Source organism: Micromonospora sp. NPDC005161 (assembly GCF_053599855.1).
On record NZ_JBSFYQ010000011.1, the window covers coordinates 129,163 to 152,718 of the forward strand.

Consider the following 23,556-nt stretch of genomic DNA (forward strand, 5'->3'; position numbering starts at 1 on the left):
GACGGTCGACGCATCCAATAGTTGGAGGGGCGATGCCCGTCATCTCGATCGACAACCTGGTCAAGACGTTCGGCGGCATCCGGGCACTCGACGGGCTCGACCTGCGGGTCGAGGCGGGGGAGGTGCACGGCTTCCTCGGGCCCAACGGATCCGGGAAGTCCACCACCATCCGGATCCTGCTCGGGCTGCTCCGCCGCGACTCCGGCGAGGCGCGGGTGCTCGGCGCCGACCCCTGGCGCGACGCGGTGCGCCTGCACCGCCGGTTGGCGTACGTGCCGGGCGACGTCAGCCTCTGGCCGAACCTCTCCGGCGGGGAGGCGATCGACCTGCTCGGCGAGCTGCGCGGCGGCCTCGACCGTCGTCGCCGCGACGAGCTGCTGCAACGCTTCGATCTGGACCCGACCCGCGGGTGCCGCACGTACTCCAAGGGCAACCGGCAGAAGGTCGCCATCGTCGCCGCGTTCTCCTCCGACGTGGAGCTGTACGTGCTCGACGAGCCGACCTCCGGCCTCGACCCCCTCATGGAGGCGGTGTTCCAGGACGAGGTGCGGCGGATCAAGCAGGCCGGCGCCACCGTGCTGCTCTCCAGCCACGTGCTCGCCGAGGTCGAGGCGCTCTGCGACCGGGTCAGCATCATCCGCGAGGGTCGCACCGTCGAGTCCGGCAGCCTGGCCGAGCTGCGCCACCTCACCCGCACGGCGGTGATCGTCGAGACGGCCCGCCCGGTGACCGGCCTGGACGCGCTGCCCGGCGTGCACGACGTACGCGAGGTCGACGGGCGTACCCACCTGGAGGTCGAGCCGGCGCACCTCGACCAGCTGCTCGGGCAGCTCATCCACTTCGGCGTCCGCGCCCTCACGAGCACCCCGCCCACCCTGGAGCAGCTGTTCCTGCGCCACTACGGCGACGGCCGCGCCACCGCCGACCCCGAGTCGGCGCAAGTCCAGCAGGCCGGTGTCCGGTGACCGCCCTCACCGGCACCCGCCGGCTGGCCCGGCTCGTGCTGCGCCGCGACCGGATCCGCCTCGCGATCTGGGTGCTCGGCACGCCCCTGCTCGGCTATGCCCTCGCCGGCAGCGTCGCCGGCATCTACCCCGACGAGGCGGCCCGTCAGGGCTACGCCGCCACATCCGCGTCCAGCCTGGTCGCCCGGGCCTTCAACGGCCCCATCGCCGGCACCGACGTCGGTGCGGTGGTGGTCGCCGAGACGTACGTGACGCTGGCCCTGATCATCGCGCTGCTGAGCACCTTCGCGGTGATCCGGCACACCCGGCAGAACGAGGAGACCGGGCGCGCCGAGCTGCTCGGCGCCTCGGTGGTCGGCCGGTACGCGCCGCTCACCGCCGCGCTGCTGGTCGTGGTCGCGGCGAACGTGGCGGCCGCGGCGCTGCTCGCCGTCGCCCTCACCGGCGCAGGTCTGCCGCTGGCCGGTTCCGTCGCGGCGGCCGGCGCGGTCGGCGGCGTCGGGGTGGCCTTCACCGGCGTCGCCGCGGTCACCGCGCAGGTCTCGGTCAGCTCCCGGGGCGCCAACGCGCTCGCCGCCGCCGTCGTCGGGCTCTCCTTCGTGCTGCGCGCCGCCGGCGACGTGCTCGGCGACACCAGCGCCGACGGCACCCGGGTGGAGAGCGCCTGGCCGTCCTGGCTCTCCCCGCTCGGCTGGGGCAACCAGGTGCGGGCCTTCGGCGGGGAACGCTGGTGGGTGCTCGCCCTGCCCGTCGCGCTGCTGCTCGCCGGGGTGGCGCTGGCGTACGCCCTCGCGGAGCAGCGGGACCAGGGCGCCGGGCTGGTCGCCCCCCGGCGCAAGCCCGCGAACGGTGCGGCGTGGCTGCTCAGCCCGGCCGGGCTGGCCTGGCGGATGCAGCGCGGCACCCTGCTCGGCTGGGCGGTCGGCATCGCCGTGCTCGGCGTCTCGATGGGCGTCGCCGCCGACGAGTTCAACGCCATGATCGAGCAGAATCCGGCCGCCGCCGAGGCGATCAACGCGATGGGCGGGGGAGCCGACCTGGTCGACGCGTACCTGGCCGCGATGCTCGGGCTCTTCGCCCTGACCATCGGGGCGTACGTGGTGCAGGCCCTGCTCCGGGTACGCGGCGACGAAGCCGACGGGGTGCTGGAGGCCGCCCTCGCCACGGCGGTCAGCCGTACCCGATGGCTCGGCACCCAGGTCCTCGCCGCGGCGCTCGGCGCGCTCGCCCTGCTGCTGCTCGCCGGCCTGACCACCGGGCTCGGCTACGGCCTGGTCACCGGCGACCCGCTCGGCGAGGCCATCGCGCTGGGTGGTGCCGCGCTGCTGCGGCTGCCGGCCCTGCTCGTGGTGGCCGGGGTGGTGACCGCGCTCTTCGGCCTGCTGCCCCGCCGGTCGGTGGTGCTCTCCTGGACGGCGTTGCTGGTCTTCCTACTCCTGGGGCAGCTCGGCGCGGTGCTGGAGCTGCCGCAGGTCGCGCTCAACGTCTCGCCGTACACCCATGTGCCGTCCGTGCCCGCGGTCGACCCGGCGGTGCTGCCTCTCGTGGTGCTCGCCGCGGTGGCGGCGGCGCTGCTCGCCGTCGGCGTCGCCGCCTTCCGCCACCGCGACGTCCCGAGTTGACCTGCTCTTCGTGATCGTTGGCAGCTGAGCAACTCGACACGCCGACGCCTTCCCCGCTGAGCTGCCACCGATCGGTGCGGCTAGCAGAAATCGAGCGGCGAGGGGCGTCGTCCACAGGTTGGTGGGTGTGCACAGGGGCAGGGGTGACTGGTTGCGGGAGGTTGGCGTGGGGCTGCACGGTTCGTGGCGTGAACTCGGTGCTTCGGGAACTGGTGGAGTTGGGCGCCGGGCTGGTGACGCGTGGAGCGGCCACGCAGGTGGTGCCACAGTGGACGCTGGATCAGGCGTGCCGTAACGGTGACCTGGTGCGGGTGTTGCCCGAGGTCTTCGTGGCGGTGCACCTGGTCGATGGTCGCTCCGATGGTCCTGCCCTGAGTCGGCTCGACCCTGCCCTGGGGCAGCGTGCGGCTCTCGCCTGGGCTGACGGCCGCGGCGCACTCAGTCATCTCAGCGCGCTGGGCGCGTGGGGACTGTGCCCGCAGGCTGTCGGTGACCTGGTGCACCTGAGCACACCGGCGAGCGCCAGCCTGCGCACCCGACCCGGACTGGTCGTGCATCGGCGCCGGGATTTCGTCATCAGCCCGCCGCACGTGGTGATCCGACGCGGACTGACGGTCACCCGGCTCGAGCAGGCCCTCATCGACTCATGGCCGGCGTTGCCGCACAGCGAGCGGCGGGCACCGGTGATCCAGGCGGTCAACAATTGGTTGACCACGCCCGAGCGGTTGGCCGAGGCCCTGGATGGTGCGCCGAAGCTGGTCGATCGGGCAGCGCTGCGAAGGCTGCTGACCAGGCTCGCCGACGGCTGCCGCAGCCCGCTGGAGATCTGGGGGCACGAGCACGTCTTCACCGGCCCGGGCATGCCGGCGTTCCGCCGACAGGTGCCCATGCGCCTCGGGCGACGCACCATCTACCTCGACATGTTCGCCGAGCGGGAGCGGGTCAACATCGAACTCGACGGGGCCGCCACCCACGGCGACCCCCACCAGCGGGAGATCGACCTGCGCCGGGACGCCTTGCTGGCGACCACCGGGATCCTGGTGGTCCGCTTCGCCCACCGTCGCCTGGTGCGCGAGGCCGCCGCGGTACGCCGCGAAACCTTGGCCATCCTCGCGACCCGCATCTTCCGGGGCTGATGACTCGGGCATCCGCGCCGGCCAGCGCGTTGGACCCATAACTTGCACAAGTGGAAAGTGTTCGCCTATGCTTTCCGCCATGGAAAGTATTGGTGTGGAGGAGCAGCTCACAGCGGCCGAGCGCGGTGCCGCCGCGCCCTACGTGAACTATCCGCCCACCCCCTGGTGGTACGCGCCCTCCGTTGGCGCCTGGGCCGCCGCCATGATCGGCACGTTCGTCTGGTGGCGTGAGAATGCTGTCCTGTTCGTGGCGTCGCTCGCCGTCCTGATCGCCGTCGAGGCCCTGTTCGTCGTCTGGATGCGGCGTCGGCACGGCGCGCTCCCGATGCCGGGCAAGGGAACGCCGCCCACCGAGATCGCCGCAGTGTGGCGCGAATACGTTGCTGCCCTACCCGTGGTCACTCTCGTCGTCGGGCTCGTCTGGTGGCTGGTCGGCGTCCCGGCTGCCGCCGGGGCGGCATTCGTCCTCGTGACGGTAGGCCTGGCCGTCTACGAGCGGCGGTATGCCGCGGCTGCCGCCAGGACGCGGGCACGCCTGCGATGATCGACGGACTGGACCCGATCATCCACGTGCCCAAGCGCCTAGCGGCCATGGCCGTCCTGGCCAACGCCCCTTCGGTCTCGTTCCGGTTCCTGAAGGACCACCTGCAGATCACTGAGTCGGATCTGTCCAAGCAGATGTCAACGTTGGAGGCGGCTGGTTATGTCGCCTCGACGAAGGTCGGTCGTGGCCGTGGGGGCAGTACCACCTATCGGATAGTCGAGGCCGGGCAGAAGGCCTACGAACAGCACTGCGCGGCACTGAGAGCACTGATCGGCGACGCATAGCGTTCGTGTGCGGCACACCGGGTAGGGGCTGGCGGGGCTTGTTCCGTGCTGGCAGCCTCGGCGGCGTGGGCACCCTTCTGACGCAGCTTCCGGCGCTCCTCGGCGTACTGGTCGGCACCCTGGGCACGATCCTCGCCACCTCGTTGGCCGACCGGGCGCGGTGGCGGCGGAGCCAGAGCGTCCGCTGGGACGAGCGGCGGCTGGACGCGTACGTTGACTACGCGCACGCCATCAAGGAGAGTCACGCCATCGCGCTGCGGATGACGGCCGACCACCGGCCGGGATCGCACAGCCACCCCATCGACCGCGAGGACGGCCTGGCTCGGCTGGCCGAGGCGGACGCCCGACGCACGATCGTCTGGGAGAACCTGCTGCTGCTCGGCGACGAGCCGACGGTCGTCGCTGCCGCCGGTTGGCGGGACGCGGTCTGGCAGGTCGAACGGCTCGCGAGGGGGATCGTCGATGCGCCGCAGGACATCTCCGAGCTGCTCACCCGGGTCAACGAGGCCCGCGACGGCTACTACCGGGCGGCCCGGCAGAGTCTCGGCGTCCGGGGTGGATCGGTGGAGCAGTCAGCGGCACTGCGGAAGGCACTGCTTGGCAGCTCGGGTCGTGACGTCCGAGCCGCCTGAAACGGCTGCCAACTGGCTGCACCGTCGACGAGGCGGCGGCGTCATGGCGCCCGGCAAGGCCACCCCGAGGACGCAAGGCCGAGGGATGAGATGGGCCAGTCAGGGTCGGGAAGGGCGGCGGATCAGGGGCTGGGGCGGTTCGGCTGGGGTGGGATGAAGGGGGAGGGGATCGGGTCGGTGGGGTGTGTGGAGCGGTGGTGAAGGAGTTCGCTGATCCAGCGTGCGGCCTCCTTCTGCGCGGTGAGCATGTGGTCGCGGGCGTCGGCGAAGTCCTGGTCGCCGGTTACGTTGGCGTGTTGGGCCAGGATCTCCGCCCAGCGCCGGCTCAGCTCCTCGGCGTATCGGGCCCGCCGAAGCTGCTCGTCGAACTGGTACTCGAGTTTGACCAGCCGGTCGATGTGCGGCTGGAGCGCCGGCATGATCCGCTCGTCGAGCCGGACGGATGCGTCGGGTTGGCAGGTGATGACGATGTCGCCCCGCTGGTAGCGCCAGACAGGGTCGTCGGCGAGCGCCCGCTGCAATGCCAGTTCGAGGTCTCCTGCCCGGTTCGGCGCCAGGTCCCGGGCAGCGTCGGCGGCGAGCCGGGTCAGCCGCTGGATCGCGTTCGGCTGGAAGTACCGCACGTACCAGCTCAGCACCTCGGCCCGCAGGCTCTTCGGCGACGACCAGGCGAAGGTGGCGCGGACGTAGAAGGAGTACACGTACCCGCGGGCTGGAACCGCGATCAGCCGCGGCACGTGGCGCTGCTCGACGAGCGGGCCGGATGGCGCCGTTGCTGCGCCGGGCCCCACGGGCGCCTCGTCCTGGAGCGCGGCGACCAGTCGGTCCCAGGTCCGCGTCCACCAGCGCCAACCGGTGACGCTCGCGTCCCGGGTGACGCTCAGCCCGCGGGTACCCCATTGTCGCCACCGATCCGCGGGCTTCGGCGTCCCGTCGGGGGCGTCCGTCATGCCACCCCTCCATCGTCACGGATCTCCATCTCACGCTAACAACCCGTGACCGATATGTCCGCCGCCACGCCGCCACGAGCCCGCACCGCTGCGCCAGCGAAAAGACGGATTGCCCGGGGGTTCACCGAACATTGTGGAGCAGTTTGCGCGCCGAGGACTGTTGCCGGGGGACTGTCAACGATGAGACTGGTTCCGATCCGACAGTGATGCGGATCGATGGATCGGATGGTCTGGAGGCAGCCTGTGTCCACCCTCGTGTCCCCGCTGGCCACGCTCGGCGCGATCCGCCGGCGTACCACCACCCTCGCCCTGCTCCTCGCCATGGTCGCGGCCGCTCTGGTCGGCCCGTCCGTGGTGGCCCCCCAACTGACCGACTCCGCCTCGGCGGCGGTCTACAGCTCCTGCACCATCAGCCGCTGCGCGGATGCCCGTACCGCCCGTTCGGGATGGTCCGCCAAGGGCTTCCCGACCAGCCGCGCCTGGTATTCCTGGAGTGGCGGCAAATCCAACTTCGCCGGCGGCCGGTTCTACAACTACGAGGGTCAACTGCCCACCAACGCCACCTATTACGAGTACGACGTGTACCCGCGGACCCAGGGCGCCGCCCGGGACGCGTACCGGATCGTGGTGAACCGCAGCACTGGGGTCACCTGGTTCTCGCCCAACCACTACACCGACTTCTACCGGCTCTGACCGACCCGGGGCCGGCTGGTCACCGCGGCCGGTCCCGCCGTCAGCTCAGGCCAGATCAGGAGGTACGGGAGATGGTCGACCAGGACGGTGGTCGGACGCCCGATTGGCTGACCGTGTGCCGGGGCGGCGCCCCGGAGGTACCCGGCGCGTCGGTGCTGGCCGGTGGGGCGAGCCGGACCCGGCCCGCGTTCTTCGCCGCGTTGACCGACGCGCTGGCCCTGCCGGCCCACCTGGGCAGCACCTGGGACGCCCTCGCCGATGTGCTCCGGGACCGGCTGGACGCCGGCCCGCTCACCCTGTTGATCAACGACGCCGGCCAGCTGCTCGCCGACGAGCCGGCCGGCCAGTACGCCCTGCTGCTCGCCGTTCTCGGCGACGTCGCCACCACCGCACCGCATCCGCTACGCGTCGTCCTGCACGAAGCCTCGCTCTCCTGACCACCACCTCACGGAGGGCGGCCGGGTCGGGGTGCGTATGGCCCAACGAGCGTTATGACTCAGAGGTATAAGAATGACTCTGAGTCATAACGCTTCTCGGCAACACCGCGGCCCGGTCACGCCGCCCCGCTGTGCGGCTGCGTACATCCCGACAGTCGGGGTCGCTCCGGGGCGCGACGGTGGCGGTGACGGTCGGGTGACGCGCCCTTCGCGATCCTCGTGCCGAGCCGGGCACTGTGCACCGGCGCGGGCAGCGGGGAGGCCGGTGCGGTGGACTTCGTCGACGGGGTGCTGGTGCGGTTGGCCGATCCGGGCACCCGCGCCGCGGTCTTCGACGACGCGTCGCTGGCCCACCTGGTGGAGGCCGCGTACGACACCGAGGCGATGCCGGTCGGGCCTCCGTACGCGGCGGTCTTCGACGAGCTGACCCTCGGTTTCGCCGCCGCCCCGGTCACCCTGGCCGAGGGGGAGTGGCTGGGCTCCGGCGGCACCACCCGGACCGAGCTGCGGGTAAGCCTGCACGGTCTCGGTGGCTCGGCGCTGCGCATCGACGCGCTCTGGCGGGGCAGCCTCGTGGTGCGGACCAGCGCCGCCCGGGACCGGGTCGAGGACCTCGACGTCGCGGTTCCCGCCTTCGACGTCGACCCGCAGATCATCGCCGACCTTGGCGCGCTGCCGGCCGACCCGGCGCAGCTGGAGACCGAGCGCCGGACCCGGCTGGTGACCCGGCTGCGGGCCGGGCTGCACCAGCCCGCAGCGTTCACCGACGTGCACCTGGACCGGCTGCTCGCCGGCGTGGGCGCCGCCAACGCCGGTGACCTGGTGGCGCGGATGCGCGGTCAGGCCGCCGGCGCCACGGTCAAGCTGCGCTACGCGGCCCCGCCGGCCGCCCCACCGACCCCGCGCCCGCTGCCGTTCGCCGCCGCCGTACTGGTCCGCGACCGGGGCTTCTCCCTGGCCGACCTGCTCGTCGAGACCCGCCTGGTGCGGGCGCGCGCCGAGGAGTTGGGGCTGGACGTGCCCGCCCCGGACGACGTCCGGCGGCGGCACCGGGTCGTCGCCGTCTGGGTGGTTCCCATCGAGACGTTCGACGACGACGGCTGGCCCGGCGGCGACAGCGGCACCGACGCGCAGCGGCGGGCCGCCCGGTTCGCGCGGGCCGGCCAGTGGCTCGCCCGCAGTGGCATCGGACTGGCCGCCGTGAACACCTGAGACTCCCGGCCGCAGGACGCCGCAGCGGCCGGGAGCCGCCTACCGACCGCAGCAGCAACTCCGTCCGGGAGGACCTGTGGCACCGACAGCAGCATTCCCGTTCATCGAGGTCCGGATCGTGCCGCCACCGGCGCCGCTGGCCCAGCGCTCGCCGGGCGTCATCGCCGTGGTGGGCAAGACGCCCGGGCGGCGCTGGCCCGCGCCGGGATCAGCACGCTCGGCAAGCTGGCCGAAGCGCCGACCGAGCAGGTCCTCGCCATCATGAAGGAGGCCCAGGTGCGCGCCGACGTCGGAGACGCCGCGGAGTGGACCGGCTACGCCCAGACGCTGAGCAAGCTGCGCTGAACGGCCGGTACCGACTCCGGCGAACGGTTGCTCCACGCCGCTCGCCGGGTCGGTGTGACGACACAGCGCTGGCGCGTCGACCGTCCACACCCGAGCGTGGAACTGCCACGGTACGATCGGGTGCGAAAGGGCGCAGGCATGGTTGTTCACGAGGTAACACACGACCTCCGCGCCGGCGCACCCGAGGCCGACGCGGGGCCGCCTCCCCGGTACGCGTTGCGCCTGCTCGGCGGGTTCGGGTTGGAACGCGAGGGTCGGCCGGTGGCGGTGTCGCAGGGCGCCCGTCGGCTGCTGGCCTACCTAGGGGTACGCCCGCGGTGCGCCCGCGCGGAGGCCGCCGGCACGCTCTGGCCCGGCTCGCACGAGGAGCGGGCCCGGGCCAACCTGCGCACCATGCTGTGGCGACTGCACCGGGTCACCCCCGAGCCGCTGCTGGAGGAGGACGACCGGCTGTCCCTGGCCGCCGGGGTGACCAGCGACGTGGCCGCCCTGGGTGCGGCGGCGGCCGCGCTGCTGGCCGGCGGGTCGCCGGTGAGCGCCGGCGACGGAGTGCCGGCGTTGGCGACCGGCGAGCTGCTGCCGGGTTGGTACGACGACTGGGTCCTGACCGAGCGGGAACGGCTGCGCCAGACGCAGCTGCACGCGCTGGAGGCGCTCGCCGAGCGGCTCACCGCGCAGGGCCGGTTCAGCGAGGCCGTGCAGGTGGCGTTGACCGCCGTGCAGTTGGAGCCGCTGCGGGAGAGCGCCACCCGGACGCTGATCGCCGTACACCTGGCCGAGCGGAACATCAACGAGGCGGTACGCCGATTCGAGCTGTTCCGTGCGGACCTGGGCCGGGAGCTCGGCGTCGCCCCGACACCCTGGCTGGCGCACCTGGTGCGGAGCGGTCTGCACTCGGATGAGGGCGCATCAGTGGAGCCAGCCGGGCGGGTCGCACGGTAGTCGATCACCCGGACCACGCGGTCCGCAGACGGACGAGGCGGGGACTCGCGGCAGACCGATATACCTCACGGGTATATCTATGACTCAGAGGTATATCGCCATCGGGCGCACCCCGCCCCGGATTCGACGCTGATCCGCCGGCCGCGAGGTGGTGCACCGCGAGCCCCGACCGGGCCGATGAAGGCGATGCCGGCCGGTCAGTTCGGGTGGACGGGCTGGTCCAGGATCGCGCTGAACCGCTCCTCGGCCAGGTCGAGCTGACTGAAGATGTGTCGCTTCACCGCTTGTGAGAGCGGCGTGTCGGGCCGGCCGATCAGGTCGCGGAAGAGCGGCACCAGTGGCCGGTACTTGATCGCCGAGGAGACGACCTTCGGCCCGACGGTGTGGATCACGCCCACCCCGTTGTCGGTGAAGTCCGACACCTTGATCACCCGCGCCCAGGGCTCCCGGTCCAGGCTGACCCTCAGGTGCTCGCGGTACTGCGTGTTGCGGTCGCGCTGCGGGTCGTACACCGGGTTGGTGACGGCGGCGACCAGCGTCGCCACCCGCGGCCCGAACCGGGTGGCTAGCGTGGCCAGCGCTCCCGCGCGCGGGTCGCCGCCCCCGTCGGCCAACTCGGCCGGGTGGTCCTCGACGGCGTCGTGCAGCAACCCGGCGACGATCACGTCGACGTCGCGCACCTGGTAGTGGTGCATCAACCGGATGGCCACCCGCAGCAGGTGGTTGAGGTACGGCTCGCGAACCCGCCGGTCGTCGCGGTGCAGGTCGGCGGCCAGGTCGAGCGCGGCGGTCAGCCGGGCCCGGGCGGCGTCGTCGAACTGGTGGATCTCCAACCGGAAGCGTTCCAGCAGGCCCGGTTCGCCGTGGATCTCGGTGATCGCGTGCATCGGCATGCTGCCCAGGTGCGGCGGGAAGTCCATGCGTCACTTATAGCCGATCTTCACCAGGTTGATGGTCCCGTGCGTCGCCGACCCGACCGCACCGGACCGGGCCGACGCCGTGCGGGCGTCGACCCGGTCGTGGGGGCGGTCGGGGTCAGCCGGTGATCCGTCCGGTGCCGGCGCCGGCGGTCACCGTCACCTTGACGCCGCTCGCGGCGTCCATCGTGTACGGGTAGGGAATGACGGCCACCGAGCCGGCCGTCTGCGGGGTGCCCGAGTTGACGAACTGGTTGTTGCGGGCCACCAGGTTGCCGGTGGGGGAGGAGCCCTCGCCGACGTGCGTGGGGTCGGTCATGTTCTCGAAGTAGTTCCCCTCGACCAGCACGCCGGCGCCGTTCGTGGTGGCGATGCCGTAGCTGTAGGACGGGTTGGCCGTGTTCACGTAGTAGTTGTTGTACACGTGCACCGGGTTGCCGAAGCGCACCCGCGGGTTGCGCTGGAAGCAGTTGCTGAACGCGTTGTGGTGGTAGGTCACCTTCAGCCGGCCGGTGTCCTCGCCGGAGTTGCTGTCGCTGTGCCCGACGAGCGAGCACTTGACGTGGTCGTGCAGCCTGTTCCAGGAGACGGTCACGTAGTTCGAGCCGTGCGTGATGTCCAGCAGACCGTCGTAGTAGTCGGTGCCGCTGGTGGTGTCGCTGGACAGGTCGTTGTGGTCGATCCAGACGTTGGTGGCGTTGTCCATGTGGATGGCGTCACCGTTGCCGACCCCGGCCCGCACCCTGGAGATGTTCAGGTTGCGGACGATGACGTTGCTGACGTCGCGCAGGTTGAGCCCGCAGCCGGACCATCCGGAGCTGGCACCCACTCCGATGATCGTCTTGTTCGAGCCGCTGCGGATCTCCGTCGAGCAGCTGAAGGTGCCGTTCACCCGAACGGTCGCCGGCGCGTCGCCCTGCACCGCGCTGGCCAGCGCCGTCGCGCTGGTGACGGTCACCGTGCCGCCGCCGGCACCACCGGTGGTGCCGCCGTTCTGGGTGGCCCATCCGGCCAGTCCGGTCTGCGGCGGGGTGGTGGGCGGCGGGTCGGTCGGTGGCGGGTCGGTGGGCGGTGGCGTGGTGGTGGGCGGGGTGGTCGGTCCGCCGCCGGCGCCGTCCACCGCGACGTCGTCGAAGACCGCGCTGGCGTACGCGGTGACCAGCGCGATCCGGCCGGCCGCGTACGCGGTGTCCGTGCCGGCGCCGACCTGCGCGCCGTTGACGAAGCCGCGCACGGTGCTGCCGGCGGTCTCCAGGCGCAGCGTGTACCAGGTGCCGGTGGTGACGGTGAGCGCGGTCGAGCCGAGCACGGTGATGGAGCTTCCGTTGACCACCTGGAGTTCGGCCCGGTTGGCGTTGGTCAGCGCGAGCCGGTACATCTTCGTGGCGCTGCCGGAGCGGGCGGCCAGCGCGACCAGCCGGTTGGCGCCGCTGAACGACAGGGGCTTGACCCGCGCCTGGACCTGGTAGTCGGTCCAGCTCGTCTGCCCGGCGAACGCCCGGGCCAGTTCGCTGCCGGTGTTGGCCTGTCGGTAGGCCGGCGTGCCGTCGGTGACCACCGACCAGTCGCCGCCGGACTTGGACCAGCCGTCGGCGTTGCCGTCGTCGAAGGTGTCGCCGAACAGGGTGGCCGCCCGGGCGCCGGTGGTCACGCCGGCGGCGAGCGCGACGGCCGTGAGGCCGGCGCCGGCCGCGGCCAGCGCCGCTCGGGGTAGGTGCGGGATGCGCACGGGATCTCCTCGGGGTGGGGTGGGGTGGGGTGCCGGCCGGTCGGTCAGACCGGCAGCCGGTCCGCGCCGGCGAGCGGGCCGACCAGGAGCGGGACGAGCGGCGCCGGCAGGACCGGGCCGCGGCGCAGGGTGGGCGTCCAGCCGGCGTCGGCGCCCAGGTCGGGGTCGTGGCCCGCGTTGTACGCCGCCAGCAGGTCGACCGGCCGGGCCGGGCCGCCGCCCTGGCGGACCCAGGTGCCCCGCTCGGTGAGCGCGGTGCCGCCCCAGTCGTACAGCAGGTCGCCCGGGTCGACCGCCGCGTCCAGGGTGAAGAAGTTGTCCTGGGCGTACAGCGCGGACTGCACGCCGACGCCGAGCGCGTACTGGAAGTCGTCCCCGCCGAGCCGGTAGTGGTTGTTGTAGACGTCGACCTGGCCGAAGCGCACCCGCGGCAGCCGTTGCAGGACGCCGTCGAACAGGTTGTGGTGCAGGGTGACCTTCAGCCGACCCACGTCCGGGCCGACCGTGTTGGACGACCCGATCAGCATCAGCTTGTCGCGCCCGATGAAGCGGTTCCAGGAGGCGGTGACCAGGCTGGCCGTGTGCGTGACGTCCAGCGAACCGTCGTGCACCTGGTACGGCCGTCCGAAGTGGGTAGGCTGGGCGCTGTCCGGGTTGTCGCCGTCGGTGAAGGTGTTGTGGTCGACCCAGACGTGCTCGCTGCGGCGTACCGAGATCTGGTCGTACTGGCTGTTCCAGTTGCCGGCCTCGCCGTCGGTCGGTGACCAGGCGGGGAAGCAGTCCCGGGCGTCCACGAAGGTCAGGTTGCGGACGATGACGTTCGACGCCCGGTCGATCATGAGGGTGAGCCCGGTCAACCGGGCGCCGCGCAGCCCGACGATCGTGGTGTTGGAGCCGACGTTGAGCTGGGTCTGCCGGGTCTGGCTGGCCACCGAGCGCACCCGGGCCTCCTCCAGTGGCCCGGCCGGCGGCACCCGGCCCCACACCGCCGGGTCGTACGCGGCCAGGTAGGCGTCCAGCCGGTACTCCGGGTCGGCCAGGTCCGCGCAGCTCAGGGGCGTGCCGTCGGGCCCCTCGAAGCCGTCGACGGTGCCGTCCACGTAGATGAGTTTCGGGGTGGCGTCGGTGGCGTTGCTGGCGTTGTCGCCACCGAGCGCGGCGACCAGCTCGGCCCGGCTGCGGACCACCCGGGTCCGCTCGGGGGTCGCCGCCGAGCCGCCGGTGGTCCCGATACCCTCGGCCGCCCAGCCGTCGCGTTCGGGCAGCACCTGCCGGCCCAGGTGGTGGGCCGCCCGGGACAGCCGGTCGGCGGCGCCTGAGGGGTCGGGGCGGGGGGCGGCGCCGGCCGGAGCGGCACCGAGCAGGAGGGCGGTCACCATAGCGGCGGTGAGGACTCTGCGCATCGATTCTTCCCGTTCGCTGGTGGTGGTTCGGCAGTCACCAGGAACGGTAGGTTCATAGATTTATAAGAGTCAATATGTGATGTGTGCAGGAATGTTGCAGTTGTCGGGCTCGACCGGCATTGCCCCGACCGTCGCGGGTCGGGTATCCGGGGATCCGTCCGATGCGGCCCGAACGAGTCCGGGCGGTGTTTGCACTCCGGTTGCCGTCGCCTCCTATCCCGCCAGCTCCGCGCGGTACGCCGGCACCGCCCACGGCACCGCCAGCTCACCCGGCAGCAACCCCCGCTCGGCCGCCCGGCGCAGCACGTCGACCACGTCCCGCAGGTGGCGTACCCGCTCCCCGCCGTCGCCCACCACGGAGACGAGTTCGCCGTCGAGCAGTCGGGGCTCCGGCGCGGCCCGCAGCGCGTCCAGCAACGCGGTGAACGGGGCGGTACGGGTCAGCGGCGCGATCAGCGGCACCCCCACCGGGTCGGTCCGGTGGGCGAGCAGGTTCTCCAGCAGCCCCCGCCGTCCGGGGACCCGGCGGGTCACCACGTCCCCGGGCAGGCGCAACCGGTCTGTCGGATACTCCAGCACCGCCCGCCCCGCCGTGCCGGTGACCACCACCTCGCCCGCCACGAACTCCTCCGCCGCCAGGGTGACCGCGGCCAGCACCGGCGGCCCGGCGCGGAACCGGACCCGCAGCACCGCGGTGTCCTCCACCTCGATCGGTCGTACCCGATAGCGCTCCACCTCGATCGCAACCGGCCACGGCGGCGCACCGCCGAGCGCCTCGGCGACCGCCAGGCACTGCATCACCGCGTGCGCGAGTGGATTGGCCAGGGCGCCGTCCAGCACCGGACGGCCGTCCACGCTCCGGCGACCGGCCCACGGGGAGCGGGCGTAGTAGCCGTCCGGCCGCTGCCACGCGGCGACGGTGGCGATGCCGGTGACCGTGCCCAGCCGGCCGGCGGCCAGCGCGTCGGTCAGCGCGGTCAGCGCCGCCGAGCCGAGGGCCTGGAAACCGACCTGGGCCACCCGACCGGCCGCCGCCAGCGCCGTGGTCAACTCCTCGTGCTCGGTCAGCGACAGCACCGGCGGCTTCTCCAGCAGCAGGTCCGCGCCGGCGGCCAGGGCGTCCCGGGCGATCGGCAGGTGGGTGTGTGGCGGGGTGCAGATCACCACCACCTCCGGGCGCGTCGCGGCGAGCATCGCGCGGTGGTCGGTGAACACGTCCACCCCGGGCGGCACCGGCGCGTCCGGGTCTACCTCCACCGGCCGGACGTCGACCAGGGCGACCAGCCGCAGCCGACCGGCGGCGTGCAGCGGCGCGATTACCCGCCGGTGCCACCGGCCGTGCCCGTTCGCCCCGATCACCGCTACCCGGGTCGGCGCTGCCGCCCCGTTCACGGGGCACCTGCCAGCGCCGGCCCGTTCACCGGGCACCTGCCAGCGTCTCCTCGACGCCGTGCCGCGACAGTGCGGTCAGCCAGCCGGTCACCTCGGCCCGTACCTCGTCGTCCTCGGCCACCTCGGCCGGGACGACCTCGCGCAGCGCGAAGACCGCGTCCACCGCGCCGGCCGCGCTCTGCGCGCCGGCGGCCAGCGCGGCCCGGATCGGCTCGGCCAGGGGATCCTGGAACGGCAGCGGCCGGCCGTCGTCGGCGTGGCCCAGCGCGAAACGTAACCAGGCGGCCACCACCAGCGCGGCCCAGCGTGCGGACCGCCCGGCCGCGCGCAGGTCGGCGATGGTGTGCAGGACCCGCTGCGGCAGCTTCTGCGAGCCCTCCATCGCCACCTGGAGGGTGCGGTGCCGGATCGCCGGGTTGCCGAACCGGGCCAGGACCTGCTCGCCGTAGTCGACCACCCGCACCCCGTCCGGTGGGGTGAAGCTGGCCGCCACGTCCTCGGCGATCAGCCGGCGCAGCACGTCGGTCAGGTGCGGGATCTCCAGCGCGTCGGCGATCGTCTCCCGGCCGGCCAGCGCCCCCAGGTACGCGACGGCCGAGTGCACGCCGTTGAGGGTGCGCAGCTTCAACCGCTCCCACGGGCCGGCGTCGCCGGTCAGCACCGCCCCGGCGTGCTCCCAACCCGGCCGCCCGCCCGGGAAGTCGTCCTCGATCACCCACTGCGCGTACGGCTCGGCGGCCACCGCCGCCAGGTCGGTCACGCCGAGCGCCCGGCGGGCCGCGTCGATCGTCTCCGGAGTGCTGGCGGGCACGATCCGGTCCACCATGGTGCCCGGGCAGGTGACATTGCCGGCCACCCAGTCGACCAGCCCGGCGGGCACCCCGACGGCCCGGCCGACCGCCTGGTCGACGAGGCCGCGCAGCCGCCGCCCGTTGGCCGGCAGGTTGTCGCAGCTGACCAGCGCCACCGGCCCGGCGTCCGCGGCGGCCCGGGCGGCCAGCCCGCGCAGCAGCAGCCCCGGCACGGTGCTCGGCGGGCGGCCGCCGGCCAGGTCCGCGGCGAGCGCCGAATCGGGGCACAGGTGGCCGGTCACCGGGTCGAGTTGGTACGCCTTCTCGGTGACGGTCAGCGTCACCACCCGCACCGCAGGGTCGGCCAAGAGCGCCACCACGGCGTCCGGGTCGCTGGCCGCGTGTCGTACCCCGCTCAGCGCGCCAATCACGCGGGTGGCGCTGCCGGCGGCGGACAGGGTACTGACGCTGAACAGGTTGTCCTGCGCGGCGAGCGCCTCGACCAGGGCGGTGCTGCGTGGGGCGACCGCCAGGATGCCCCAGTCGCCACCGGCCGCGCCGATCGCGGCCTCGGTGTAGACCGCCTGGTGCGCCCGGTGGAACGCACCGAGACCGAGGTGTACGACACCGGTCGGCACGGTGCCCGGACGCACCAGCGGTCGGGCCGCGGCGGGCAGCCGGCGCAGCACTCCCAGGCCGAGCCGGGAGGCGCCGTCGGTCACCGCCACGCCGGGCCGTCCGGGAAGCGGAACTCGGCGATCGACGCCGGCTTCATGGTGGCGCTGTAGCCGGGCCGCTCGGGCAGCAGGTAGCGGCCGCCACGGGTGCGTACCGGGTCGACGAAGTGCTCGTGCAGATGGTCGACGTACTCGATCATCCGCCCGTCCAGGCCGGTGCCCACCCGCAGGTAGTCGAAGATCGCCAGGTGCTGGACGTACTCGCAGAGGCCGACGCCGCCGGCGTGCGGGCAGACCGGCACCCCGAACTTCGCCGCGAGCAGCAGCTCGGCCAGGACCTCGTTGACCCCGCCGACCCGGCACGCGTCGATCTGCATCACGCCGATCGCCTCGGCCTGGAGCAGCTGCTTGAAGATCACCCGGTTGGCCGCCACCTCGCCGGTGGCCACCCGGCACCGGCCGTTGGTCAGCTCGTCGACCGCGCGGGCGATCCGGGCATGGCCGAGGATGTCGTCGGCGTGCGTCGGCTCCTCGATCCAGTACGGGTCCACCTCGGCCAGCACGGTCATCGCGGTGATCGCCTCGTCGACGTCCCAGACCTGATTGGCGTCCATCATCAACAGCGCGTCCGGGCCGATCTCAGTCCGGATGATCCGGGCCCGGCGCAGGTCGTCGGCGAGCGGGCCGCCGACCTTCATCTTCATCGCCCGCCAGCCGTCGTCGTATGCCTGCCGGGTCAGCGCCCGCACCTTGTCGTCGGGGTAGCCCAGCCAGCCGACGGAGGTGGTGTACGAAGGGAAACCGATCTGTTTGAGTTCAGCGAGCCGGCCATCCCCTCCGGTCAATCCCTTGTCGAGGATGGCTGCGGCCTCGTCCGGGGTGAGCGCGTCGGTGATGTGCCGGAAGTCGACGCTGGCGACGAGGTCGTCGGTGGGCAGCTCGGCGAGGAACCGCCACATCGGCTTGCCGGCCAGCGTGGCCCGCAGGTCCCAGACAGCGTTGACCAGCGCCCCGGTCGCCATGTGGATGACGCCCTTCTCGGGGCCCAGCCAGCGCAGTTGCACGTCGGCGCTGAGCGAACGCCAGAACGCCACCGGCTCGGCGGCGATCTCTTCGACCGTGCACCCCTGGACGTGATGGGCGAGCGCGCGGACCGCCGCGCAGGTGATCTCGTTGCCCCGGCCGTTGGTGAAAGTGAATCCGGCGCCGGTCGGCCCGGCGTCGGTGCCCAGCTCCACGTACGTCGCCGAGTAGTCGCCCCGGTTGACCGCGTCGGAGCCGTCACCCCGCGCGGCCGTCGGGAACCGTACGTCGTGCACCTCGACGGAGGTGATCCGCACCGTCACTGGTCAGCCTCCCCGAAGTTGAAGACCCGCTTGGGCAGCCGGTACGCCAGGTCGACGATGGTCTCGGCCGCCTCGTCCATCCGAAGGCGGTGCTCGGCGACCAGTCGGGCGAGGAAGCCGGCGTCCACCCGGCGGGCCACGTCGTGGCGGACCGGGATGGAGCAGAACGCCCGGGTGTCGTCGACGAACCCGGTGGTGTTGTAGAACCCGGCGGTCTCGGTGACCGTCTCCCGGAACCGGCGCAGCACCTCGGGGGAGTCCAGGAACCACCAGGGCGCGCCGAGCAGCAGCGCGGCGTATCCGCCCGCGAGGGGCGCCAGCTCGCGGGTGAAGGTGTCCTCGTCGAGGGTGTAGAGCACCACCCGCAGCCGGGGGTCGTTGCCGTAGCGGTCCAGCAGTGGGGCGAGCGCGTGCACGTACTCGGTGGCCTGCGGGACGTCCCCGCCGACGTCGCGGCCGTGCCGGGCGTGCAGCCAGCGGTTGTGGTTGCGCACCGCTCCGGGGTGCAGCTGCATGACCAGGCCGTCGTCGAGTGACATCCGGGCGAACTCCATCAGCATGTGCGCTCGGAACGCTTCGGCGTCGGCAGCGTCGGCCTCGCCGCGCCGGCCCCGGTCGTACAGCCGCTCGGCCTCCTGCGGGGCCAGGTCCAGGGTGCGCGCGGTGGGGTGGCCGTGGTCCGACGAGGTAGCGCCGGCGGCGATGAACGCGGCCCGGCGCGCCCGCAGTGCCGCCAGGTAGCCGGCGTACGTGCCGGTGTCCTCCCCGGCCAGCTCGCCCAGCCGGTCCACGTTGGTCGACCAGCCGTCGAACTCCATGTCCACCACGTCGTCCGGGCGGAAGGTGGTGACCACCCGCCCGCCCGGCCCGCCCCAGCCGTCGGCGGCGAGCTTGGCGTGCTGCCCGAGGTCGTCCAGCGGAGACTCGGTGGTGGCCAGCACCTCGATGCCGAACCGCTCGAACAGCGCTCGGGGTCGGAAGTCCGGTTCGGCGAGGCGGGCGGCCAGCTCGTCGTAGAGGGTGTCGGCGGTGGCCGGGCCGAGCGGGGTGTGCACACCGAACACGGTGCGGAAGGTCTGCTCCAGCCAGAGCCGAGACGGGGTGCCCCGGAACAGGTGCCAGTGCGCGGCGAAGCGCCGCCAGATTATCCGGCCGTCGGTCTCCACCGGGCTGCCGTCGCGGCTGGGCACGCCCAGGTCCGCCGGGGGTACGCCCTGGCTGAGCAGCATCCGGGTCAGGTAGTGGTCGGGCACGATGAGCAGCTGCGCCGGGTCGGGGAACGGCTGGTCCTCGGCGAGCAGGGCCGGGTCGACGTGCCCGTGCGGCGAGATGATGGGTTGCTCCGCGGCGAGGGCGTACAGCTCCCGGGCAAGCGCGCGCTGGCCGGGTTCGGGCGGCAGGAGCAGGTCGGTGTTGTCGAACGTCGGCACGGGGGATGCGCTCCTCGTCGGTGGGTCAGCGGGGGGTGAGCAGGTCGGCGACCCGGACCGGTTGACCGGTCTCGAAGGACCGGTTGGCGGCCAGGCCGGTGAGCAGGGCCAGGGCGCCGTCGTCGGCGGTCGCGGCGCGGTCCAGCGGGTCGGCGCGGCCACCGAAGAGCACGCCGGTCATCCGGGCGTCCGCGCCGCCGTGTCCGTGTCGGGTGCGCCCCTCGACGGGGATCTGCCGGGGCGGCGCCCAGAACGGGCGCAGGGTGAGCGTCGCGCCGCCGCCCTCGGCCGGCGCCTCGGCACCGTGCAGCGCGGCGCCCTTGACCGCGCCGGCGGTGCCCCGGTCGACGAAGTCGTTCTCGGTCACCTCCAGCTCTAGCCGGCCCCGGCTGCCGTTGACCATCACCCGGTAGCCCTCCCAGGGGGCGTACGCGGTGAGGTGGTAGGTCATCGTGGCGCCGGTGGAGTAGCGGGCGAGCACCGCCATGTCGTCCTCGATGCTCACCCCGGGGGCGAACACGTTGCGGTCGCGCTGGTAGCCGTCGTCGGCCTCCGCGTCGAGGTAGAGCTCACGCAGTCGAGGGTGCCCGTCCAGCCGCAGCGCGAATGGGTCGTCGACGGCGGCGGGGGAGCCGTGCGCCCGGTCGTAGTCGCGGGCGTAGCCGTGCCGGCGGCCGTCCTCGCCGTAGAAGAAGAGCCGCCCGGCCGCGTACACCTCGACGGGGGTGGCGGCCAGCCACCAGTTGACCAGGTCGAAGTGGTGGCTGGCCTTGTGCACCATCAGCCCGCCGGAGACGGCCTTGTCCCGGTGCCAGCGGCGGAAGTAGTCGGCCCCGTGCCTAACGTCGAGCAGCCACTCGAAGTGCACCGAGCCGATCTCGCCGACAGCGCCGTCGGCGAGCAGTCGGCGTACCTGCTCGTGCAGCGGGTTGTAGCGGTAGTTGAAGGCGACCGTCACCCGGCCGCCGGTCTCCGCCACGGCGTCCAGGATCCGCCGGCAGCGGGGCGCGTCCACGGTCATCGGCTTCTCGGTGATGACGTGCTGGCCGGCGCGCAGCGCGGCCACCACGTACTCGTCGTGGGTGACGTCGACGCTGGTGACCAGGACGACGTCGACGCGCTCCTTGTCCAGCATGGCCGCGAAGTCGCCGGCCGGGTACGTGGGCACCGGGCGGTGGCCCAGCTCGGTGAGCCAGCGGTTGTGCGCGTCCATCCGGGACTGGTTGACGTCGGCGAAGGCGACCAGCTCGGTGGTGTCGGCGTGGTCGAGCACCAGGGCCCGGACGAACATCTCCGCCCGCGCGCCGGTGCCCACGACGGCGTACCGGACCCGGCCGTCCGCTCTCGGTGACATGCGGTCGCCTCCCCGGTGATCCTGCAAAGGTTTGCAGTGAAGTAATCACGGTCGATCCGACGACGTCAACGACGACGACGTAATCGGCGGTGAATGTGCGTATTTGCGAGGCATTAGGTCACCAAGGGGAGTGCGGACGCAACAAAGCCGTAACCATTCACCGTTGACACTGGAGCAACCGTTTGCATTAATTGGCCACACCCACGTGACCGCCACCACATCGGACGAAGGGGCCGCCGTGCCTGTCACCATCCGGGACGTCGCCCGGGCGTCCGGTGTGCACATCTCCACCGTGTCCCGCACCTTCTCCGCTCCGCACCTGGTCAACCCGGAGACCCGGGTCCGGGTGCTGGCCTGCGCGGAGGATCTGGGCTACCGGCCGAACCGGGCCGCACGAGCCCTGATCACCGGGCGGACGCACAACATCGGGCTGATCATCGCGGACATCGCGAACCCGTTCTTCCCGCCGCTGATCAAGGCGGCGGAGAGCCAGGCCCGGCACCGCGACTACCACGTCTTCGTGGCCGACACCAACGAGGACCCGACCGCGGAAGAGGAGCTGGTCCACGCCCTGGCCAAGCAGGTGGACGGGGTGCTGCTGTGCAGTCCTCGGATGAGCAACAGCCTGATCGAGCAGCTCAGCCGTGAGGTGCCGCTGGTGGTGGTGAACCGCCAGGTGACCGGCCTGCCCTGCGTGCTGATGGACGTCGGGCAGGGCGCCCGGGCGGCGATCGAGCACCTGGTCGGCCTGGGGCACCGCAGCATCGCGTTGCTCGGTGGCCCGCGCAGCTCGTGGACCAACCGGGAGATGCGTCGAGCCGCCGGCGCGGCCGCCCGGGCGGGTGGCGCGGACCTGACCGTGCTCGGCCCGAACGCGCCGACCGAGACCGGTGGGTCCGCGGTCGCCGAGCAGGTGCGGCGCAGCGGCGTGTCCGCGGTGCTCGCCTACAACGACCTGATGGCGATCGGCCTCATCGAGGGGCTGGACGCGCTCGGGGTCCGGGTGCCGCAGGAGGTCAGCGTCGTCGGGGTCGACGACATCGCCCTGAGCCGGCTCACCCGCCCCAAACTGACGACGGTGGCCACACCCACCGGGGCCGCCGGCCGGACGGCCGTCGACATGCTGCTGCAACAGGACACCGAGTCACCGCGCGGCGCGCGAGGGCTGGGTGCCGGCACAGCGCTCGGCGTCCGTCGTACCACCGCACAGGTAATGCTCCAGACCGACCTGGTCATCCGCGACTCGACCGGCCCGGGCCCGCACGCCCGACCGGCACGTCCCCTGGCCGCGCCGCGTGGCCCGGACCCGCATTGCCCTGCGGGCCCGGGCGTCCCGACCGCGGCCACCGGTGACGCCGTCGCCTCCTAATGCCGAGGAGTGAGCGCACATGCACCCCGCAACGCCCCCCACCACTGACGCGTCCGTCGGGCGCAGTCACCGTACCGCGCTGCCTCGGCGGCGCCTGCTGCGTGGCCTGCTCGCCGTGACGGTCGCCGCACCGCTGATGTTCGGCGCCGCCGCCTGCGGCGGAGACGACGACCCCGCCGCCGATCCGAACGCTCCGGTCAAGCTCTCCATCTTCTGGTGGGGCGGCGACGCCCGGGCCAAGCTGACCGAGGACGCGCTGGCTCTCTACACCAAGAAGCACCCGAACGTGACCTTCGAGAAGACCTGGCAGGCCAACCAGGGCTACTTCGACAAGCTGGCCACGCTCACCGCCGGCGGCAACCCGCCGGACCTTTTCCAGATCGACGACAACTACCTGGCCGAGTACGCGGCCCGCAACACCACACTCGACCTGACGTCCTACCAGGAGTCCGGCAAGCTGGACACCTCCAAGTTCCCCAAGAGCCTCTGGCAGTACGGCGTGGTCGACGGCAAGCTCGCCGGGCTGGCCGCCGGGGAGAACACCCAGGGTCTGGTCTACAACAAGACGCTGTTGACCAAGAACAGCCTGCCCGAGCCGACCACCGGGATGTCGTGGGAACAGCACATCGCCTGGGCCGAGAAGGTTGCGAAGAAGACCGGCGTACCCGGCACCCAGGACCCGAGCGCCGACTACAAGGCGCTCTGGGTCTGGCTGCGGCAGCAGGGCCAGGATCTCTACAAGGGCTCCGAACTGGGCTTCACCGCCGAGGACGTGACCAAGTGGTTCGACCTCTGGAAGGGCGCCCGGGACCGCAAAGCCACCCCGACCGCCGACGTCATCCACGAGGGCAACTCCAGCGACGTCACCAAGCAGCTGGTGGTCACCGGCAAGTCGGCGACCTCCTGGGTCTGGGCCAACCAGATGCCGGACCTGAAGAAGAACACCAAGGACGAGTTGGGCGTGATCGCCTACCCCGGTGACCCGAGCGCGCAGTGGGCCCGGGCCTCGATGTACTGGTCGGTGTTCAAGGGCAGCAAGAACAAGGACGTCGCGGTCGACGTGATCAACTTCCTGAACAACGACCAGGAGGCGGTATCACTGCTCGGCACCGACCGCGGTCTGCCGTCCAACCTGGACCTGCGCCGGGTGGTCAGTGACGACACCACCGACCCGGCCATGAAGCAGTCCATCGCGGTCGAGGCGGAGCTGACCCAGAAGTTCGGCGAGTCGCCGCAGGTGCCGATCAAGGGGCACAGCAAGGTCAAGTCCGAGCTGATCAAGGCCGCCGAGAACGCGCAGTACGGCCGGGCCACCCCCGCCGAGGCCGCCGCCCAGTTCGTGCAGGCGGCCAAGTCCGCCATCGCCTGACCGACCCGCAAGGCGAG

At 72.4% G+C, this 23,556-nt stretch carries 21 protein-coding genes; 12 read left to right on the plus strand and 9 right to left on the minus strand.

The features are described from left to right. Positions 1 to 32: 32 nt before the first annotated feature. The 6 genes from ACWD5O_RS13635 (at position 33) to ACWD5O_RS13660 (ending at position 5,183) form a co-directional block, all read left to right on the plus strand. Complete coding sequence (locus ACWD5O_RS13635; protein WP_354962326.1) at positions 33 to 965, plus strand: ABC transporter ATP-binding protein; 933 nt, start codon at positions 33 to 35, stop codon at positions 963 to 965. Beyond that, the gene (locus tag ACWD5O_RS13640) at positions 962 to 2,587 is read left to right on the plus strand and encodes an ABC transporter permease (protein WP_450085454.1); all 1,626 of its coding nucleotides are present in this window, start codon (positions 962 to 964) and stop codon (positions 2,585 to 2,587) included. Before ACWD5O_RS13635 ends, ACWD5O_RS13640 begins: the two co-directional genes overlap by 4 nt. A 188-nt stretch (positions 2,588 to 2,775) precedes the next feature. Then, a complete protein-coding gene (locus ACWD5O_RS13645; protein ID WP_450004929.1) occupies positions 2,776 to 3,723 on the plus strand; it encodes an endonuclease domain-containing protein in 948 nt (315 codons plus the stop codon). A gap of 67 nt (positions 3,724 to 3,790) precedes the next feature. Beyond that, positions 3,791 to 4,267, plus strand: coding sequence for a hypothetical protein (locus tag ACWD5O_RS13650; RefSeq protein WP_354962323.1), 477 nt, complete (start codon positions 3,791 to 3,793; stop codon positions 4,265 to 4,267). Further along, positions 4,264 to 4,551 (plus strand): transcriptional regulator, encoded by a 288-nt coding sequence (locus ACWD5O_RS13655; RefSeq protein WP_354962322.1) that lies wholly within the window; start codon positions 4,264 to 4,266, stop codon positions 4,549 to 4,551. The genes ACWD5O_RS13650 and ACWD5O_RS13655 overlap by 4 nt, the downstream gene beginning before the upstream one ends. A gap of 65 nt (positions 4,552 to 4,616) precedes the next feature. Continuing rightward, on the plus strand, positions 4,617 to 5,183 hold the full coding sequence (locus ACWD5O_RS13660; RefSeq protein ID WP_354962321.1) for a hypothetical protein: 567 nt from the start codon (positions 4,617 to 4,619) through the stop codon (positions 5,181 to 5,183). Positions 5,184 to 5,305: 122 nt separating this feature from the next. Here the strand turns inward: ACWD5O_RS13660 and ACWD5O_RS13665 are convergent, their stop codons facing one another. Next, positions 5,306 to 6,133 carry a hypothetical protein gene (locus tag ACWD5O_RS13665; RefSeq protein WP_450085455.1) on the minus strand — a complete coding sequence of 276 codons (828 nt, stop codon included), beginning with the start codon at positions 6,131 to 6,133 and terminating at the stop codon, positions 5,306 to 5,308. Positions 6,134 to 6,376: 243 nt separating this feature from the next. Here ACWD5O_RS13665 and ACWD5O_RS13670 point away from each other — a divergent pair, with 243 nt between their 5' ends. The 4 genes from ACWD5O_RS13670 to ACWD5O_RS13685 all read left to right on the plus strand — a co-directional run bounded on the left by ACWD5O_RS13670 (position 6,377) and on the right by ACWD5O_RS13685 (position 9,762). Further along, positions 6,377 to 6,826: a ribonuclease domain-containing protein gene (locus tag ACWD5O_RS13670; RefSeq protein ID WP_450085456.1), complete on the plus strand. Its 450-nt coding sequence runs from the start codon at positions 6,377 to 6,379 to the stop codon at positions 6,824 to 6,826. A gap of 71 nt (positions 6,827 to 6,897) precedes the next feature. Continuing rightward, positions 6,898 to 7,263 carry a barstar family protein gene (locus tag ACWD5O_RS13675; RefSeq protein ID WP_354962318.1) on the plus strand — a complete coding sequence of 122 codons (366 nt, stop codon included), beginning with the start codon at positions 6,898 to 6,900 and terminating at the stop codon, positions 7,261 to 7,263. A 219-nt stretch (positions 7,264 to 7,482) separates the two neighbouring features. Further along, positions 7,483 to 8,475: a hypothetical protein gene (locus ACWD5O_RS13680; protein ID WP_450004927.1), complete on the plus strand. Its 993-nt coding sequence runs from the start codon at positions 7,483 to 7,485 to the stop codon at positions 8,473 to 8,475. Positions 8,476 to 8,958: 483 nt separating this feature from the next. After that, positions 8,959 to 9,762, plus strand: a complete 804-nt coding sequence (locus ACWD5O_RS13685; protein ID WP_450085457.1) for an AfsR/SARP family transcriptional regulator — start codon at positions 8,959 to 8,961, stop codon at positions 9,760 to 9,762. A gap of 197 nt (positions 9,763 to 9,959) precedes the next feature. Here ACWD5O_RS13685 and ACWD5O_RS13690 read toward each other — a convergent pair whose 3' ends face one another. The 8 genes from ACWD5O_RS13690 to ACWD5O_RS13725 form a co-directional block, all read right to left on the minus strand. Further along, a complete protein-coding gene (locus tag ACWD5O_RS13690; RefSeq protein WP_354962314.1) occupies positions 9,960 to 10,682 on the minus strand; it encodes an HD domain-containing protein in 723 nt (240 codons plus the stop codon). Between the two features lie 115 nt (positions 10,683 to 10,797). Next, positions 10,798 to 12,408, minus strand: coding sequence for a pectate lyase family protein (locus ACWD5O_RS13695; protein ID WP_450085458.1), 1,611 nt, complete (start codon positions 12,406 to 12,408; stop codon positions 10,798 to 10,800). Between the two features lie 44 nt (positions 12,409 to 12,452). Continuing rightward, positions 12,453 to 13,811 carry a pectate lyase family protein gene (locus ACWD5O_RS13700; protein WP_450085459.1) on the minus strand — a complete coding sequence of 453 codons (1,359 nt, stop codon included), beginning with the start codon at positions 13,809 to 13,811 and terminating at the stop codon, positions 12,453 to 12,455. Between the two features lie 213 nt (positions 13,812 to 14,024). After that, positions 14,025 to 15,203, minus strand: a complete 1,179-nt coding sequence (locus ACWD5O_RS13705) for a Gfo/Idh/MocA family protein (RefSeq protein WP_450085460.1) — start codon at positions 15,201 to 15,203, stop codon at positions 14,025 to 14,027. A gap of 25 nt (positions 15,204 to 15,228) precedes the next feature. Beyond that, complete coding sequence (locus ACWD5O_RS13710) at positions 15,229 to 16,722, minus strand: mannitol dehydrogenase family protein (protein ID WP_450085461.1); 1,494 nt, start codon at positions 16,720 to 16,722, stop codon at positions 15,229 to 15,231. Then, positions 16,713 to 18,017, minus strand: coding sequence for an enolase C-terminal domain-like protein (locus tag ACWD5O_RS13715; RefSeq protein WP_450085462.1), 1,305 nt, complete (start codon positions 18,015 to 18,017; stop codon positions 16,713 to 16,715). The genes ACWD5O_RS13710 and ACWD5O_RS13715 overlap by 10 nt, the downstream gene beginning before the upstream one ends. Beyond that, positions 18,014 to 19,447, minus strand: coding sequence for a glucuronate isomerase (gene uxaC, locus ACWD5O_RS13720; RefSeq protein WP_450085463.1), 1,434 nt, complete (start codon positions 19,445 to 19,447; stop codon positions 18,014 to 18,016). Before uxaC ends, ACWD5O_RS13715 begins: the two co-directional genes overlap by 4 nt. A 25-nt stretch (positions 19,448 to 19,472) precedes the next feature. Then, positions 19,473 to 20,801, minus strand: coding sequence for a Gfo/Idh/MocA family protein (locus tag ACWD5O_RS13725; protein WP_450085464.1), 1,329 nt, complete (start codon positions 20,799 to 20,801; stop codon positions 19,473 to 19,475). 238 nt (positions 20,802 to 21,039) lie between these two features. Here ACWD5O_RS13725 and ACWD5O_RS13730 point away from each other — a divergent pair, with 238 nt between their 5' ends. Together ACWD5O_RS13730 and ACWD5O_RS13735 are read left to right on the plus strand one after the other, a co-directional pair. After that, complete coding sequence (locus ACWD5O_RS13730; protein ID WP_450085465.1) at positions 21,040 to 22,170, plus strand: LacI family DNA-binding transcriptional regulator; 1,131 nt, start codon at positions 21,040 to 21,042, stop codon at positions 22,168 to 22,170. 19 nt (positions 22,171 to 22,189) lie between these two features. Beyond that, positions 22,190 to 23,539 carry an ABC transporter substrate-binding protein gene (locus ACWD5O_RS13735; protein ID WP_450085466.1) on the plus strand — a complete coding sequence of 450 codons (1,350 nt, stop codon included), beginning with the start codon at positions 22,190 to 22,192 and terminating at the stop codon, positions 23,537 to 23,539. Positions 23,540 to 23,556 lie beyond the last annotated feature (17 nt).

Coding starts and splice junctions, on each gene's coding strand:
- ACWD5O_RS13635 (WP_354962326.1), top strand. CDS start 33: ATGCCCGTCATCTCGATCGACAACCTGGTCAAGACGTTCGGCGGCATC.
- ACWD5O_RS13650 (WP_354962323.1), top strand. CDS start 3,791: ATGCTTTCCGCCATGGAAAGTATTGGTGTGGAGGAGCAGCTCACAGCG.
- ACWD5O_RS13655 (WP_354962322.1), top strand. CDS start 4,264: ATGATCGACGGACTGGACCCGATCATCCACGTGCCCAAGCGCCTAGCG.
- ACWD5O_RS13665 (WP_450085455.1), bottom strand. CDS start 6,133: ATGACGGACGCCCCCGACGGGACGCCGAAGCCCGCGGATCGGTGGCGA.
- ACWD5O_RS13675 (WP_354962318.1), top strand. CDS start 6,898: ATGGTCGACCAGGACGGTGGTCGGACGCCCGATTGGCTGACCGTGTGC.
- ACWD5O_RS13685 (WP_450085457.1), top strand. CDS start 8,959: ATGGTTGTTCACGAGGTAACACACGACCTCCGCGCCGGCGCACCCGAG.
- ACWD5O_RS13690 (WP_354962314.1), bottom strand. CDS start 10,682: ATGGACTTCCCGCCGCACCTGGGCAGCATGCCGATGCACGCGATCACC.
- ACWD5O_RS13700 (WP_450085459.1), bottom strand. CDS start 13,811: ATGCGCAGAGTCCTCACCGCCGCTATGGTGACCGCCCTCCTGCTCGGT.
- ACWD5O_RS13725 (WP_450085464.1), bottom strand. CDS start 20,801: ATGTCACCGAGAGCGGACGGCCGGGTCCGGTACGCCGTCGTGGGCACC.
- ACWD5O_RS13735 (WP_450085466.1), top strand. CDS start 22,190: ATGCACCCCGCAACGCCCCCCACCACTGACGCGTCCGTCGGGCGCAGT.